The 16,104-nt window shown below is 72.7% G+C and carries 14 protein-coding genes; 7 read left to right on the forward strand and 7 right to left on the reverse strand.

All coding sequences use genetic code 11. The features are described from left to right. Positions 1-105: 105 nt before the first annotated feature. Positions 106-594 carry a nitroreductase family deazaflavin-dependent oxidoreductase gene (locus ACWDVB_RS24550; RefSeq protein ID WP_451518529.1) on the reverse strand — a complete coding sequence of 163 codons (489 nt, stop codon included), beginning with the start codon at positions 592-594 and terminating at the stop codon, positions 106-108. Continuing rightward, complete coding sequence (locus ACWDVB_RS24555) at positions 594-1,985, reverse strand: acyl-CoA dehydrogenase family protein (RefSeq protein ID WP_451518528.1); 1,392 nt, start codon at positions 1,983-1,985, stop codon at positions 594-596. The genes ACWDVB_RS24550 and ACWDVB_RS24555 overlap by 1 nt, the downstream gene beginning before the upstream one ends. Positions 1,986-2,225: 240 nt before the next feature. Here ACWDVB_RS24555 and ACWDVB_RS24560 point away from each other — a divergent pair, with 240 nt between their 5' ends. Beyond that, complete coding sequence (locus ACWDVB_RS24560; RefSeq protein WP_451518527.1) at positions 2,226-3,407, forward strand: thiolase C-terminal domain-containing protein; 1,182 nt, start codon at positions 2,226-2,228, stop codon at positions 3,405-3,407. A gap of 250 nt (positions 3,408-3,657) precedes the next feature. Further along, a complete protein-coding gene (locus ACWDVB_RS24565; protein WP_451518526.1) occupies positions 3,658-4,437 on the forward strand; it encodes a pyridoxine/pyridoxamine 5'-phosphate oxidase in 780 nt (259 codons plus the stop codon). 19 nt (positions 4,438-4,456) lie between these two features. Here the strand turns inward: ACWDVB_RS24565 and ACWDVB_RS24570 are convergent, their stop codons facing one another. From ACWDVB_RS24570 to ACWDVB_RS24580, 3 genes are all read right to left on the reverse strand, one after another. After that, on the reverse strand, positions 4,457-5,329 hold the full coding sequence (locus tag ACWDVB_RS24570) for a GNAT family N-acetyltransferase (protein ID WP_451518525.1): 873 nt from the start codon (positions 5,327-5,329) through the stop codon (positions 4,457-4,459). 277 nt (positions 5,330-5,606) lie between these two features. Further along, the gene (locus ACWDVB_RS24575) at positions 5,607-6,146 is read right to left on the reverse strand and encodes a Zn-ribbon domain-containing OB-fold protein (RefSeq protein WP_451518524.1); all 540 of its coding nucleotides are present in this window, start codon (positions 6,144-6,146) and stop codon (positions 5,607-5,609) included. Beyond that, a complete protein-coding gene (locus tag ACWDVB_RS24580) occupies positions 6,146-6,595 on the reverse strand; it encodes a DoxX family protein (protein WP_451518523.1) in 450 nt (149 codons plus the stop codon). Before ACWDVB_RS24580 ends, ACWDVB_RS24575 begins: the two co-directional genes overlap by 1 nt. A gap of 195 nt (positions 6,596-6,790) precedes the next feature. Between ACWDVB_RS24580 and ACWDVB_RS24585 the strand changes: the two genes are divergently transcribed. The 4 genes from ACWDVB_RS24585 (at position 6,791) to ACWDVB_RS24600 (ending at position 12,256) form a co-directional block, all read left to right on the forward strand. Then, a complete protein-coding gene (locus ACWDVB_RS24585) occupies positions 6,791-7,981 on the forward strand; it encodes a flavin-containing monooxygenase (protein ID WP_451518522.1) in 1,191 nt (396 codons plus the stop codon). 390 nt (positions 7,982-8,371) lie between these two features. Further along, complete coding sequence (locus ACWDVB_RS24590; RefSeq protein WP_451518521.1) at positions 8,372-10,597, forward strand: acetate--CoA ligase family protein; 2,226 nt, start codon at positions 8,372-8,374, stop codon at positions 10,595-10,597. A 79-nt stretch (positions 10,598-10,676) separates the two neighbouring features. Then, a complete protein-coding gene (locus tag ACWDVB_RS24595) occupies positions 10,677-11,486 on the forward strand; it encodes an enoyl-CoA hydratase/isomerase family protein (protein ID WP_451518520.1) in 810 nt (269 codons plus the stop codon). Between the two features lie 152 nt (positions 11,487-11,638). Next, the gene (locus tag ACWDVB_RS24600) at positions 11,639-12,256 is read left to right on the forward strand and encodes a flavin reductase family protein (RefSeq protein ID WP_451518519.1); all 618 of its coding nucleotides are present in this window, start codon (positions 11,639-11,641) and stop codon (positions 12,254-12,256) included. Between the two features lie 33 nt (positions 12,257-12,289). Here ACWDVB_RS24600 and ACWDVB_RS24605 read toward each other — a convergent pair whose 3' ends face one another. Then, positions 12,290-13,576 carry an MFS transporter gene (locus tag ACWDVB_RS24605; RefSeq protein WP_451518518.1) on the reverse strand — a complete coding sequence of 429 codons (1,287 nt, stop codon included), beginning with the start codon at positions 13,574-13,576 and terminating at the stop codon, positions 12,290-12,292. Positions 13,577-13,803: 227 nt separating this feature from the next. On the opposite strand from ACWDVB_RS24605, the gene ACWDVB_RS24610 reads away from it, so the two are divergent. Next, positions 13,804-14,814, forward strand: coding sequence for a GlxA family transcriptional regulator (locus ACWDVB_RS24610; RefSeq protein WP_451518517.1), 1,011 nt, complete (start codon positions 13,804-13,806; stop codon positions 14,812-14,814). Here the strand turns inward: ACWDVB_RS24610 and ACWDVB_RS24615 are convergent. Further along, on the reverse strand, positions 14,746-16,032 hold the full coding sequence (locus ACWDVB_RS24615) for an MFS transporter (RefSeq protein WP_451518516.1): 1,287 nt from the start codon (positions 16,030-16,032) through the stop codon (positions 14,746-14,748). The two genes, ACWDVB_RS24610 and ACWDVB_RS24615, sit on opposite strands and share 69 nt — an antisense overlap. Between the last annotated feature and the right edge of the window lie 72 nt (positions 16,033-16,104).

Consider the following 16,104-nt stretch of genomic DNA (forward strand, 5'->3'; position numbering starts at 1 on the left):
GCTCGGCACGGTGAGCGTGGCGACGGGCAGCGCGGGCGCGACGGACTCCGCCCACTCCACGGAGCCGTCCTCGACGGGCGTGCGCCGTACCTGCACCTGTCCCGCCTATCTCCGCTCCAGTCTCCGCTCCAGGCGGAAGAGCCTTATCTCCCGGTCCACCCGGGATTGATACGTGGCATAAGGCGGCCAGAACTCCAGCGCCGCCGCCCAGACGGCCGCCCGCTCCTCCCCCGTCAACAGCCGCGCCCGCACCGGTACGTCAGCGCCGCGCCAGTTGACCTCCGCGTCCGGGTGGGCGAGCAGGTTCGCGGTCCAGGCGGGGTGCCCGGGCCGCCCGAAGTTGGACCCGATCAGCACCCAGCCCCCGGTCTCCTCGTCGGGCATGCACGCCAACGGCGTACGCCGCCGAAGCCCGCTCTTCGCGCCGCGCGCCGTCAGGATGACGCCGGGCAGCATCGTCGCACTGAGCAGCACCTTGCCGCGGGTCAGACGGTGGACGGCGCGGTCCATCGCGGGCACGCAGTGCGGGGCGATCCTCGCGAAGGTCCGGGTGGCCGACACCTTCTGCATCAGACGCAGCCCGGGCGACGACATCAGCCGACCTTCCCGGACCTGGCGGCGGCGACCGGGACCTGGGCGTCGCCGGGTCCAGCCGTGGCGGCCGGGGCCTGGGCGTCGCCGGACCCAGAGACGGCGACCAGGGCCTCGGCGCTGCCGGACCCAGCGGCGGCGGCCGGGGCCTCGGCGTCACCGGACCCAGAGACGGCGACCTGGGCCTCGGTGCCGCGCTCGCCGGTGAACAATCCGGCGCGTTCGGCCGCCCGTGCCCGGAGCCGGTGCGCAGGTCCGAAGAGCAGGTCGTCGCCGGACGCCCGCTTGTAGTAGAGGTGCGCCTCGTGCTCCCAGGTGAAGCCGATGCCGCCGTGCAGCTGTACGGCCTCGGACGCGGCGGTCCGCAGCGCGTCGAGCCCCTGCGCGAGCGCGAGACCCCCGGCGCGTTCGGCGCCCTGCCCGCCGAACCCGGCGGCCTCGGCGCCCGCGGCCCACGCCGCGTAGTAGGCGGCCGAGCGGGCGGCCTGCACCTGCACGTACACCTCGGCGAGGCGATGCTTCACCGCCTGGAAGGAGCCGATCGCCCGCCCGAACTGCTCGCGTCGGCGGACGTGGTCGAGGGTCCTTTCGAGCGCCCGGTCGGCGGCGCCCACTGCCTCGGCGGCCAGGACGGTGGCGGCGACGTCCCCGACGGCGGCGAGTGCGCCAGGCACATCGGAGGCGTCACTGCCGAGCAACTCGCCTTCCACATCCCGCAATTCGACGCGGGCCTGGGTACGGGTCTCGTCGAGCGAGGTCTGCCGGGCCCGCGCCATGCCGGGCGCCCCCTCGCGCACGAGGAAGAGGAGCGTACGGGAGCGGGCGAAGCCTCCCGCGTGCGCGGCGACGACCAGCAGCCCCGCACTGTGCCCGTCGAGCACCTGCTCGGCCTGCCCGTACAGCCGCCAGGCCCCGTCACGGATCCTGGCCTGTACGCCGCCCGCGCGCCCGCCGCCCGCCCAGTCACCGGAGTTGTCGCTGACGAGACCGAGCGCGGTGGCGAGCCCGGTGCCGGGTACGGCGAGCGCGGCGGTCAGCTCCCCGGCGGCGATCCGGGGCAGGTGCGCGGCACGCTGCTCGTCGGTGCCGAGGGCGAGGATCAACGGGGCGGCGAGGACGGCGGTGGCGAAGAGCGGGGAGGGGACAAGGGCACGCCCCAACTCCTCACAGCTGAGAGTCACTTCCGCAGCGGTGCAGCCCACGCCTCCGTACGCCTCGGGAAGGGCGAGACCGGGCAGGCCGAGCTGTTCGGCGAGCGCGGTCCACAGGGCGGCGTCGTGGCCGGAGGGGGTGCGCGCCGCGGCCTTGACGTCGTCGGGGCCGCAGCGTTTGGTGATGAGTTCGCGGAGGGTGCGGCGCATCTCGTCCTGCTCCGCACTGAAGGCGGCGTCCATCGGCGGGCTCCTCCCCCGAGCCCGGCGACCGGGCCCGGTACTGACGGGCCGTCATGTTAGGGCGGGGGCGACGAGATGCACAGAGTGGGGACGGGACGTAAGCGGGCGACGCCTCTGCCCGCGGCGCACTTCTCCGCGCCCGGCGCCTGGCCCTCGCGCCGCACCTCTCCTTGCGGTGCACGTCTTGCGCATCTCCGCACCCTTCCTCGCGTCACCGTCATCTGATGTACCGTCAGTTCCATGCCCTGTACCCCCCGCTCCACCCCCCGCAAGGTCGCCGTCGTCGGTGTCGCCCTCTCGGATTGTGGTCGGGTCGACGAGGCCACCCCTTATGCCCTGCACGCCCAGGCCGCCCGCCGTGCGCTCGCCGACTGCGGGCTCGGGCGGGACGCCATCGACGGCGTCGCGTCGGCGGGGCTCGGCACGCTGGCGCCCGTCGAGGTCGCCGAGTACCTCGGCCTCGCGCCCCGCTGGGTGGACTCCACCTCGGTCGGCGGCGCCACCTGGGAGGTCATGGCGGCGCACGCGGCGGACGCGATAGCGGCGGGACGGGCCAACGTCGTACTCCTCGTATACGGTTCGACCGCCCGCGCGGACATCAAGGCGAGGCGGCGCACGTCCAACCTCTCCTTCGGCGCGCGGGGCCCGCTGCAGTTCGAGGTCCCCTACGGGCACTCCCTGATCGCCAAGTACGCGATGGCCGCGCGCCGCCACATGCACGAGTACGGCACGACACTGGAACAGCTCGCCTCCGTCGCCGTACAGGCCCGGGCCAACGCGGCGACCAACCCGGACGCGATGTTCCGCGACCCGATCACGGTGGACGACGTCCTGGACGGCCCGATGATCGCGGACCCCTTCACCAAGCTGCACTGCTGCATACGTTCCGACGGCGGTTGCGCCGTGCTGCTCGCCGCGGAGGAGTACGTGGCGGACTGCGCGTCCGAGCCGGTGTGGGTCCTCGGCGCCGGCGAACACGTCTCGCACACGACGATGTCGGAGTGGGACGACTTCACGGTCTCCCCGGCGGCGGTGAGCGGCCGTCTCGCCTTCGACCGGGCGGGGGTGCGGCCACAGGACGTGGACGTGGCCGAGATCTACGACGCCTTCACCTATATGACGCTGGTGACGCTGGAGGACCTCGGTTTCTGCGGGAAGGGCGAGGGCGGCGCGTTCGTGGAGAAGGGCCGCCTGCTGCGCACGGGTGACCTGCCGACCAACACGGACGGCGGCGGTCTGTCCGCCCAGCACCCTGGTATGCGGGGTCTGTTCCTGCTGGTGGAGGCGGTACGGCAGCTGCGCGGTGCGGCGGGCGACGGCCAGGTCAGACGCCCGGACGGCGGCCTGCCGGAGGTGGCGGTGGCGTCGGGTACGGGCGGGTGGTTCTGCTCGTCGGGGACGGTGGTGCTGGGACGGGGGTGAGGGGGGCCTCGCCTTGCCGCTCGGCCCAGGGTGAGGGCGCCTCGGCGCAGGGTGAGGGCGTCTCGGCCCAGGGTTAGAACGCCTCGGCCCAGAGTGAGGGCGCCTCGGCCCAGGGTTAGAACGCCTCGGCCCAGGGTGAGGGCGCCTCGGCCCAGAGTGAGGGCCTCTCGACCCGGGGTGTGGCGTGCCCGCCCTTCCGCTCGGCCCAAGATGACGGCGTCCCCACCCTCCCCTCGGCCACAATCGGCGCATGACGACTCCCGGCTCACCGCGCCCCACCGCACAGCCCACCACACAGCCCTCCACGCAGTCCTCCGCACAGCCCCCCACAGAGCCCTCTGTGCCGCCCCTCGCCCCCTCCGCGCCCCCCGCGTCCGAGTTCCAGGAGCTGCTGAGGGCGCAACGCGTCTGGGACATCGAGCTGCCCGACTTCGACCCGGCCGCGGCGCCCGCCACCCCCCTACCCCTCTTCCACACGTGGTTCGCGGAGGCGGTGGCCGCGGGACAGACCGAGCCGCACACCATGGGCCTGGCGACGGTCGCCGAGGACGGCGGCCCCGACGTACGGACCGTGATGCTGCACGACGCCGACGACCGCGGCTGGCACTTCGCCTCGCACGCGAGCAGCAGGAAGGGCCGCCAACTGACCGCACGCCCGGAGGCCGCCCTGCACTTCTACTGGGCGTCTCAGGGCCGGCAGATCCGTCTCCGGGGCCGCATCACCACAGCCCCGCACTCCGAGAGCCTCGCCGACCTGCACGCACGGTCGACGGGTGCGCTGGCCGCCGCGCTGGTGGGAAGGCAGAGCGAAGTCCTGCCCGCGTACGAGGAGTTGGAGCGGTCGTCGGCCGCCGCCTGGGACCGCGCCCAGGCCGAGCCCCACGCGGACGCGCCGACGTGGACGCTGTACGTGCTGGACCCCCTGGAGGCGGAGTTCTTCCAGGGCGACGCACGGCGGCGGCACGTACGACTGCGGTACCGGAAGGGACAGGCGGACGAGACCTGGACCCGGGAACTGCTCTGGCCCTGAACCCTCAACCCCCCACGGCTCAGCGGATGAAGTCGTACTGGGCGAAGTCCCGGACCGGCAGATAACCGATCCGCTGATACAGGCCATTGCTGGTCGGATTGGCGAGGTCCGTGAAGAGCAGCACCTCGTCGGCGCCCGCGTCGAGCGCGGCGCGGGTGACGGCAACGGTGGCGGCACCACCGTAGCCGCGGCCGCGCAGGTCGGCCGGGGTGTACACGGGCGCGACGCGGACCTGCCCGGCGACGCGGCGGGTGGCGCCGGCCATCGCGGCGGGCGTGCCGTCGGGCGTCTCCCAGAGGGTGACGCCGCCGTAGGCGAGGCGGGCGGACACCCAGTCGCCGGAGTCCATGGCGGGCGGCTCCCCGACGGCTTCCCCGAACTCCCGGTGCCAGCGCGCCAACAGCGCACGGTCACCGCCGTCGGCGACGCGGGCCCGGCCGGGCGGGGTGGGCTCGGGCGGCGTGAGGGCGCCGAGCCGGTAGAGCCGCTGCCGGTAGCCGCGCGTGGCGGTGGCCCCGGCGTGCTTCTCCCAGGCCTGGCCGAAGGCCTCCGCCGTATCCCGGTCGGCGGCGATGCCGGGCAGGTCCGGCGTGACGTCGGCGAGCTGCCGGGCGAGGGCGTCGGCGGCTTCGGGGGTGACGGGGCTCAAGGCCAGGCGGTGCGGCGGCGTACGTACGAAGGCACCCTGGACGCGGCCGGCCTCATCGGCGTACGTACCAAAGAGGGGCGCCCCTTCCCCGTACGCATGGAGCCCTGTGACGCGCAGGGTGTCGGTGACGGTGAGGAGGGCGGTGTGCAGGGCGGGTGCGGAGTGCAGGAACTCCTCGGCACGAACGAGAAAGCGGTCGAGGTCGCCGGTCAGCTGCCAGTGGGGGTACGGGTCGGTGGACATGAGCCATGATCGCGTGCGCTGCGGACGGGACACAAAGAATTTTCATCACGGGCCCGCCCCGCACACTCGGCCGGGCCGACCCACACTCTCGGCCCGTCTGGCCCGCAGCCTCAGACCAGCCGACCCGCCCACTCGACCCCGACGACCCGCAGCCTCGGCACCCGGCCGACCCGCCCACTCGACCCCGACGACCGCACCCTCAGCCAGCACTGGCCGCGTGCTCAGCCGGGACGAGCCGCTGACTCAGCCCAGACGACGGCCCCCGCACGCCCCAGCACTAAACACCCACCCGCGTCCTGAACACCGGAACCGCGAACCCCCCTCTCTCCCGGTACTCCCCGTGCCCCTCGTCCCGCCCCACCTCTGCCTCTGCCTCCGCCTCCGCCTCCGCCTCCGCCTCCACCCTCACCTCCCGGAACGTCACCTCCAGCGCCATCCCGATCCACAGCCCGTCGGCATCCTGGTCGACGACCTCCGTCATCATCCGCGGGCCCTCGGCGAGGTCGACGACCGCGGCGACGTAGGGGACGCGCGCGCCGAACGGTGGCAGGTCGTTCCTGTGCACCACCGACCAGGTGTAGAGCGTGGCGCGCCCACTCGCCCGCTCCCAGGTGACGTCCTCGCTCCAGCAGCGCGGACAGAACTCGCGCGGATAGTGGTGCGCCGCGCCGCACGCCCCGCAGCGGCGGATCAGCAGCAGGCCCGCGGCCGCCGCGTCCCAGTAGGGGCGGGTGAAGGCGTCGGGCTCCGGAAGGTCAAAACGCACACCGGCGCCCACACCGCCGGCCACGCCCGCGCCCACACCCCTGCCGCCCATCAGAAGAGCCCGATCGCGTCGTCGAGGGACCAGGTCTGCCAGGACATGGCGAAGAGGGCGACCAGCGAGATGAGCGCCATCATCGCGTTCTGCCCCTGCTCGGCCCAGTCATGGATCATGAGGACGAGGTACAGCACATTGAGGAGCAGCCCGCCGACCAGAGCGATCGGCGTCAGGAAGCCGACGATCAGGCCGAGTCCGAGGGCGAGTTCGGCGTAGACGACGACGTACGCGATCGTCCTGGGGCGCGGCGCGACGACGGTGGTGAAGCCGCTGCGGACCGCGTTCCACTTGTGCTTGGCGGCCACGTCGGACGCCCACGCGATCCCCGTCCCCCGCTGGAACCAGCCTTTCTTGTCCTTGTGGCGCCAGCTCTCCAGCCACCACAGGCCAAGGCCTACGCGAAGCACGGCGAGCCATTCGGCCCCGGTGAGCCAGATCGAGTCCATGCCGTGGCCTCTCCCACTTCGGCGGGCGGATAAGCGATTCTGACGGTACGTCAGTTCAGCGCACCGGCGACGCGAGCGCAAGGGGCTGCGTCCGCCGCACGCACCCGCACACGCCACGAGACCCCGTGATCGATTCGCAACCGATTCCGGACTTGACTGTCACCCGTCAAGTAATCGCGCGGTTACTCTCCAGTCATGGCCGACTCGACAGCCGTCCCGACAGCCCTGCCCACGTTCCAACAGGAGCGCCCCGTATACGTGATCGGCGGCGGACCCGGCGGTCTCGCCACCGCGGCGGCCCTGCGCGCACGCGGCGTCCGCACGGTCGTCCTGGAGAAGTCCGAACGCGTCGGCGCCTCGTGGCGCGGCCACTACGACCGCCTTCACCTGCATACGACGCGCCGCCTCTCCGCCCTGCCGGGGCTGGCGTTCCCACGGGCGTGCGGCCGGTGGGTGTCACGTGACGACGTGGTCCGCTACCTGGAGAAGTACGCGGAGCACCACCGCCTCGACGTCGTCACCGGCGTCGAGGTGACCGGCCTGGAACGCACCGCCGACGGCGCCGGCTGGCTGCTGCGCGCCACCGGCGGGCGGGAGCTGACCGGCAGCGCGGTGGTGATCGCCACCGGCTACAACCACACACCCCGTCTCCCGGACTGGCCCGGCCGCGACACGTACTCCGGCGAACTCCTGCACGCCGCCGACTACCGCCGGCCGAGCCCCTTCACCGGCAAGGACGTCCTGGTCGTCGGCGTCGGCAACACCGGCGCGGAGATCGCCGTCGACCTGGCCGAAGGCGGCGCCGCCCGGGTCCGCCTCGCGGTGCGCACCGCCCCGCACATCGTGCGCCGCTCCACTGCCGGGTGGCCCGCGCAGTTCACCGGCATCCTCTGCCGCAGGCTGCCGGTCGCCCTGGTCGACCGGATCGCGGTACCGGTCACCAGGGCCGGCGTGCCCGACCTGTCGGCGAAGGGGCTGCCTCGGCCCGACACCGGGCTCTGCTCACGGGTCAAGGAGGGGGCGATCCCGGTTCAGGATGTGGGTCTGATCGACGCCGTGCGCAAGGGGCGGGTCGAGCCCGTCGCCGCCGTGGAGTCCTTCGAGGACGGCAAGGTCGTCCTGGCGGACGGCAGCCGGATCGACCCGGACGCGCTCATCGCGGCGACCGGGTACCACCGCGCCCTGGAAGGCCTGGTCGGCGGCCTCGGCGTCCTCGACGAACGCGGCCGCCCCACGGCCCACGGCCGCCGCCCCCCGAAGCAGGCCCCTGGCCTGTACTTCACCGGCTTCACCAACCCCATCAGCGGCATGCTCCGCGAACTGGCCCTGGACGCCGACAAGATCGCAAAGGCGATCACGAAAGCGCGGCAAGGCGAACCCCGATAGCGCCGCGGGAAACCCCGCGACCGCCCCCGACCGTCCCGCGGCCAAAGAACCACCCCGACAGGAGCGCGGGAACCCCGCGCCCCCCCACCGGCCCGCGGCCAAAAATCCGCCCCGACAGGGGCGCGGGGAACTGCGCGACCAGCCACATCCGGCCCGCGGCCAAAGAACAACCGCACCCCGGCCGATTCACGACCTTGGCACCACCCAGTTTCTACGCTTCCGTGGAAGGCCCATGCACGCACGCCCCTTCCACCCCACGCACAGCACAGCGCAGCGCCCCCGCACAGCGCAGCGCCAGGCTTTGCCTGCAGCCCCATTCCTGACGTCGCGTCAGTTCAGTAATCTGACTATGCGTCAGGTAAGTGCTGTCACACAGGAGCGGGCGGACCGATGCTTGGATCGACTCACGGCACCTTCACCACCGACCCCCGCCGCGCGCATGTTGTGGCCTGCGGCGAACTCCCTCCCACAGCCGTCCACGGCAGGGCCGTCACGGCGGACGACCTGGACGTCAGCGGTCGGCCGCTGCACGCCGACGTACCCGATCTGGACCGCTTCTTCCGTCCCGAGTCCGTCGCCGTCATCGGCGCGTCGGACGCCGAGGGACGGCCCAACACCGGCATCACCCGCCAGCTCATCACCTGGGCCGAGCGGGTCGGCGCGCGGCTGCGCCCCGTGCACCCCACCCGTCAGTCGGTCTTCGGCATCCCCTGCTCCCCTTCCGTCGCCGACCTGCCCGAACAGGTCGATCTGGCCGTGCTCCTCGTCGCCGACCCGCTGCCCGTCATCGAGCAGCTCGCCGAGGAGAAGGTGCGGTTCGCCGTCGCCTTCGCCTCCGGATTCGCCGAGACCGGCGAGGAGGGCGCGGCCGCCCAGGCCCGCCTCGCCGCCGCCGTACGCCGCTCCGGCCTCAGGCTGCTCGGGCCGAACACCAACCTCAACGCCTTCGAGGAGTTCCGCGAGGATCTCGAAGGCCCCGCCATCGCGCTGATCACCCAGTCCGGCCACCAGGGCCGCCCCGTCTTCACCCTCCAGCAGCTCGGCATACGCCTCTCCCACTGGGCGCCCACCGGCAACGAGGCCGACCTGGAGACCTCCGACTTCATCTCCTACTTCGCCGAACGCCCCGAGGTCGGCGCCATCGCCTGTTACGTCGAGGGCCTCAAGGACGGCCGCGCCTTCCTGCTCGCCGCCGACCGGGCGGCCCGGCGCGGCGTGCCCGTCGTCGCCGTCAAGGTCGGCCGCACCGAGACCGGCGCCCGCATGGCCGCCTCACACACCGGCAAACTGACCGGCGCCGACGCGGTGGTGGACGCGGCGATGCGGCAGTTCGGCGTGATCCGCGTCGACGGGCTCGACGAACTCCAGGACACCTCCGCCCTGTTGGCGCGGGCCCGTCCTCCGCGGGCCGACGGCGTCGCCGTGTATTCGATCTCGGGCGGCACGGGCGCGCACTTCTCGGACCTGGCGACCGAGGCGGGGCTCCGGCTGCCCACGCTCTCCGACGCCAAGCAGACGGAGCTGCACCAGTGGATACCGCGGTACCTGAACGTCGCCAACCCCGTCGACAACGGCGGGCACCCCGTGGGCGACTGGCGCGGCCGGAAAATCATCGACGCGATCCTCGACGACCCTCAGGTGGGGGTGTTCATCTGCCCCATCACCGGGCCCTTCCCGCCGATGAGCGACAAGCTCGCGCAGGACCTGGTGGACGCGGCGGAGCGGACGGACAAGCTGGTGTGCGTGGTGTGGGGCTCGCCCGTCGGCACCGAGGACGCCTACCGCCGGACGCTGCTCGGCTCCTCGCGCGTGGCCACGTTCCGCACCTTCGCCAACTGCATCACGGCGGTGCGCGCCTATCTGGACCACCACCGCTTCACCGCCGGCTACCGCTCCCCCTTCGACGAGGCGCCGCGCACTCCGTCGCCCTCCTTCCGCAAGGCGCAGGCCCTGATGCGGCCCGGCCAGCAGCTCAGCGAGCACGCGGCGAAGCAGCTGCTGCGCGCGTACGGGATTCGCGTACCCCGCGAGCAGTTGGTGACCAGCGCGGCGGCGGCCGTCCGTGCCGCCGGGCTCGTCGGCTACCCCGTCGTCATGAAGGCCTCCGGCGCGCAGCTCGCGCACAAGACCGAACTGGGGCTGGTGAAGATCGGGCTGACCTCCGCCAGTCAGGTACGGGACGCCTATCGCGAGCTGACCGACATCGCCCGCTACGAAGGTGTGGCGCTGGACGGTGTCCTGGTCTGCCAGATGGTGGAGCGGGGCGTCGAGATGGTCGTCGGCGTCACGCACGACCCCCTCTTCGGGCCGACCGTGACGGTCGGGCTCGGCGGCGTACTCGTCGAGGTCCTCCAGGACGTGGCCGTGCGGGTGCCGCCCTTCGGGGAGGACCAGGCGAAGGCGATGCTGGCCGAGCTGCGGGGGCGTGCCTTGCTCGACGGGGTCCGGGGGGCGGCGGCGGCCGATGTCGACGGGCTCGTCGAGGTCGTGCTCCGCGTGCAGCGGGTGGCGCTTGAGCTGGGGGCGGAGCTTGCGGAGCTGGACATCAACCCGTTGATGGTGTTGCCACGGGGGCAGGGGGCTGTCGCGCTTGACGCGTTCGCCGTCTGCCGTTGAAGGGTGTTCGGGACGCCGCTTCGCGGCGAGTCTCCCCGCCAGCATCACGCGCCGTCCCACGAAATGGAGCCACTCCCCCATGACTACCTCCCCCGATCCCGTCCCCTCATTGATACTTCACGCCACTGACAACGGCGTCTCGTGGATCACGTTCAATCGGCCCGAGGCCATGAACGCCCTCACCTGGGACCAGCGCGAACGCGTCATCGCGCTGCTCGATGAGGCCTCCGGGGACCCCGCCGTGCGGGCCGTCGTGATCACCGCGGTCGGCAAGGGGTTCTGCGCGGGCGCCGATCTGCGGGGCGCGCCCGTCGCGGGCGAGCGGGTGGCCGGTGATGTGGCCCGGACCATCAGGCGGGGCGCCCAGCGGCTGGTCTCCGCGGTCCTGGACTGCGAGAAACCGGTGATCGCCGCGGTGAACGGCACCGCGGCCGGCATCGGCGCCCACCTCGCGTTCGCCTGCGATCTGGTGGTCGCCGCCCGTTCCGCCACGTTCATCGAGGTGTTCGTGCGTCGCGGCCTCGTACCGGACGGCGGCGGCGCGTATCTGCTGCCGCGTCTGGTCGGGCCGCAGCGGGCCAAGGAGCTGATGTTCTTCGGGGACTCGGTCTCCGCCGCCGACGCCGAACGGCTCGGCCTCGTCAATCGCGTCGTACCGGCTGACGAATTGGAGAAGACGGCGCGGGAGTGGGCCGAGCGCCTCGCCGCCGGGCCGACCCGCGCCCTCGCTCTGACCAAGCGGCTGGTCAACGCCTCCCTGGAGTCGGACCGCGCCACGGCCTTCGCGGCGGAGGCCGACGCCCAGGAGGTCAACATGACCACGGCCGACGCGAACGAGGGCGTCACCTCCTTCGTGGAGCGCCGCTCACCCTCGTACCGAGGCCGCTGAGCAGATACTTCAGGTCCGGCGAGTCCGCGTCACCGAACAGCACGAACAGGGGACGTTTCCCCACCTCATGAGCCCGAAGATATGTGCGAGACCGGACGGGACCCCCCGCACCCTTCCCAACTGACGCTCCGTCACCTTCAATGGACGGTGTGATGGGACACGCAGGAATGGCGGCCACCGCCGTTCGATACCTCAGGTCGGTCGGGGCGCCCACCACGGGCCCCGTCGAAGCACTGCCGCGCCCGCAGCTGCGGGCGGTCGGCGACGACGAGCGGGCGCCGCTGGATCCGGCCGAGTTCCGGCGCGTACTGGGGAACTTCGCGACCGGGGTCACCGTGATCACGGCGCCGGCCACCGGCGAGGACGGAGGGGGCCCCGCCGGTTTCGCCTGCCAGTCCTTCTCGTCGCTCTCCCTCGACCCGCCCCTCGTCTCCTTCATGGTGGCGCGTACGTCGACGACATGGCCCCGCATCGCCCGCGCGGGCGTCTTCTGCGTGAACGTCCTGGGCGCCGATCAAGGCGAGCTCTGCCGGGGCTTCGCGGTGAGCGGGGGCGACAAGTTCGCCGGGGTCGTCCACGACGCGGCGCCCGTGTCCGGGTCGCCGCGGCTGGCCGGCGCCCCCGCCTGGATCGACTGCACGGTCCACGCCGTGCACACCGGCGGCGACCACCTCATCGTGGTGGGCCGGGTGGACGCGCTCGGCACCGCGGACGGCGACACGGAGCCGCTGCTCTTCCACCGGGGCACGTTCGGCCGCTTCACCCCCTGACACCTGCCCCCACCCTCTGACCACCCCGGCGCTTCAAGCTCCGACCGCCGGGGTGGTGTCCTCGGACCTCCTCCGGATCACCAGCGCCATCAGCGCCGCCGCCGCGCACAGCGCCCCGGAGGCGTACCAGATCACGTCGTACGACCCGAAGGCGTCCCGTACGACACCGCCGAGGAACGCGACGAGCGCGGCGCCGATCTGGTGCGAGGCAAGGACCCAGCCGAAGACGATCGCGCTGTCGTCGCCGTACTGCTCGCGGCAGAGGGCGAGGGTCGGCGGGACGGTCGCCACCCAGTCGAGGCCGTAGAAGACGATGAAGAAGAGCATCGGCGGGTTGACGTCCGGGGCGAGCAGGATCGGCAGGAAGAGCAGCGAGGCGCCGCGCAGCGCGTAGTACACGGCGAGCAGGCGCCGCGCGTCGAAGCGGTCCGTGAGCCAGCCGGAGGCGATCGTTCCGACGATGTCGAAGACGCCGATGACGGCGAGCAGCCAGGCGGCGGTCGGGACGGACATGCCGTGGTCGTGCGCGGCGGGCACGAAGTGGGTCTGGATCAGGCCGTTCGTCGAGGCCCCGCAGATCGCGAAGGATCCCGCGAGCAGCCAGAACGGGCCGGTGCGGGCCGCCTTGAAGAGCACGGTCATCGTGCGTCGGGCGGCGCCCTTGACGGGCGGGGGTTTCGCGACGAGCTCCTTGGCCCCGTACGGCTTCAGGCCGACGTCCGCCGGGTGGTCGCGCAGCAGCAGCCATACGAAGGGGACGACCGTCAGCGCGGCGAGCGCGACCGTCACGGCCGCGGGACGCCACTGATGGTTCTCGACGATCCAGGCGAGCAGCGGCAGGAAGATCAGCTGGCCGGAGGCGGAGGCGGCCGTGAGGATGCCGGTGACCAGGCCGCGCCGCTCGGTGAACCACCGGTTGGTGACAGTGGCGGCGAAGGCGAGCGCCATCGAGCCGGATCCGAGCCCGACGAGCAGCCCCCAGCAGAGCAGCAGTTGCCAGACGGAGTTCATCCACACGGTGAGCCCGGATCCGAGGGCGATCACGGTCAGGGCGACCGCGACGACCTTGCGGATGCCGAAGCGGTCCATCAGCGCGGCGGCGAACGGCGCGGTGAGCCCGTACAGCGTGAAGTTGATGGAGACCGCCAGCCCAATGGTCCCGCGCGACCAGCCGAAATCGTCGTGCAGGGGGTCGATGAGCAGGCTGGGCAGGGAGCGGAACGCGGCGGCGCCGATGATCGTCACGAAGGTGACGGCGGCGACGAACCACGCGCGGTGAATACGGGGAGCGCGGCGACTCGGCCCGTCCGGTCCGCTCACGCCACTCACGTCACCGACGCCACCCACACCATCCACGCCGCTCACGTCGCTCGACGCGCTCGACGCACCGCGTGCACTCGAACCACTCAGGTCACTTCGGTCACTCGGGTCACTCGGCCCGGCGGTCCCCGCGGGCGGCTCCGTTGTCTGGTTCACGTCATACAGGATCGGCGTCCGGGTCGGCCGGAACGAGTGGCCCGGGGGACATGGTTCGCTAGGATCGGGCCATGGCCGATTCTGTGGGATCCCGCACCCGGGCAGTGCCCCGGCACCGTGTCGTCGTGCTCGCTCTGGACGGGGTGATCCCCTTTGAACTCGGTATCCCACAGCGGATCTTCGGGCTCGCCCGTGACGCCGACATGCGTCGGCTGTACGAGGTCGTGACCTGCTCGGTGCGGCCGCCGGGGCCCGTCCGCTCGGACGCCGACTTCGCGATCCTGGTCGAACACGGCCCCGAGGCACTGGCCACCGCGGACACGGTCGTGGTCCCGGCGTCGTACGAACTGGGCCCCGTGTACGAGGAGGGGCGCCTCACCGACGAGCTGGCCGCCGCGCTCCGTCACATCCGGCCGGGCACCCGCCTGGTCTCGATCTGCACGGGCGGGTACGTCCTGGCCGCCGCCGGCCTCCTCGACGGCCGCCCGGCGACCACGCACTGGGCCTCCGCGGCCCACTTCCAGGAACTCTTCCCGCGGATCAAGGTCGACGCCGACGTGCTCTTCATCGACGACGGCGACGTACTGACGTCGGCGGGCGTGGCCGCGGGCCTCGACCTCTGTCTGCATCTCGTACGCCGTGACCAGGGCGCCGCGGTCGCCAACGACGTGGCCCGCCGCACCGTCGTACCGCCCCACCGCGACGGCGGCCAGGCGCAGTACATCCACCGCCCCGTGCCCGAGCCGCAGTTGGCGACCACGCGGACGGCCAGGGCCTGGGCGCTCGGCCGCCTCGACGAGCCGCTGCAACTGCGTGACATGGCCGCGCAGGAGTCCATGTCGGTACGTACGTTCACGCGCCGCTTCCGCGAGGAGGTCGGCATCAGCCCGGGGCAGTGGCTGACGCAGCAACGCGTGGAGCGGGCGCGTCACCTGCTGGAGTCCAGCGGCCTCTCCGTCGACCAGGTGGCGCGGGAGGCCGGTTTCGGCACGGCCCAGTCGATGCGGCAGCACCTACAGGCCGCGCTCGGGGTCACACCCACCGCGTATCGCCGTACGTTCCGTGATGTCACCGCCGGATGAGGGAGCGCCCTCAGAGAACTCAGAGGACTCAGAGGAGTCCGCGTCCTCGGCGCCCTCGGACACCGGCGGCCTCACCTCCCCGAGCACGCCGATCACCGTCAGCAGCACCCCGAGCCCGACGCCCGCCAGGATGGCCGTCGACGGCGATACGACGCTCAGCAGGCCGCCCGCCAGCGACCCGCTCGCCGCATAACCGGCGCCCACGGCCGCGTACATCACCGAGTAACCCGCGGCCAGGGCGCTCGGCGGCAGCACCTCGCGGAGCGACAGGTTCCGGGTGAGCATGGCCCCGGCCTGCAGTACGCCCGCCACCCCGAGGACGGCGAGCAGCCAGCCCACATCGGGCAGCACGGCGACAGTCGCCAGGCACCCCGAGACGGCGAACATCAGCACCATGCTCTGCGTACGCAGCCGCCCCGGCCAGGTCCGCAGTCCGTAGACGAACGACCCGACCGCGGAGCCGATCGCGAGCCCGGCCAGCAGCGGACCCGCCCAGCCCACCTCGATGCCGCGCTGCTCAAGAAGCGCGGGCAGCACCAGTTCGGCGAGGGCGAGCATCGACAGGCTGGCCGCGCCCGTCACGAAGATCGGCCAGGCCCGCAACAGGATCCGCACCATGGACTCCCCGCCGCGGTCGTCCGCATCCGACCGCCAGCCCACGGGCAGCATCCACAGCCCGGCGACGGAGGCCGCCATCAGCGCGCCCGCCAGCAGCGGCGGCAGCACCGGTGAGGCGCCGAGCGCGAGCCCCGTCACGGCGGCGGGCGCGACCGCCCAGATCGCGAAGGTCAGCATGGCCTCGACGGACAGTGCCTGCGCGACGGCCTTCTCCGGCACGACACTCGTCAGCAGCGCGCGCAGGGCGCCGGGGGCGGCGGCGGGGGCGGCTCCGGCGGTGAACGCCAGTGCGCCGAGTGCGGCGGGGTGCGCGTGCGGCAGGGCGCCCAGCGCGAGGAACGCCAGCGCTCCCACCGCCAGGCCCGCGGCCAGCTGCGGTCTGGCCCGTTCGGCGCGCATCCGCATGCCCAGGAGCGGGGCTCCCAGGATCTCACCGAACACGTACACCGCGGCGAGTACCGCGCCCAGGGCGTATCCCCCTGGCCGCTCCCGGACCAGGAAGACCAGGGCGAGAGGCGCGGCGGCCACGGGCATCCGGGCCGCCACCGCCACGGTTCCCCACCGGATGACGCCCCCGGATATGACCTCGCGATAACTCATCCCCAGAACCTAACGGGCCCTCCCCGCACTGTGCGCACCGCCAGAACCTTTCCCACCCACACACCCATTACC

This window comes from Streptomyces sp. NPDC003379 (genome assembly GCF_053589195.1).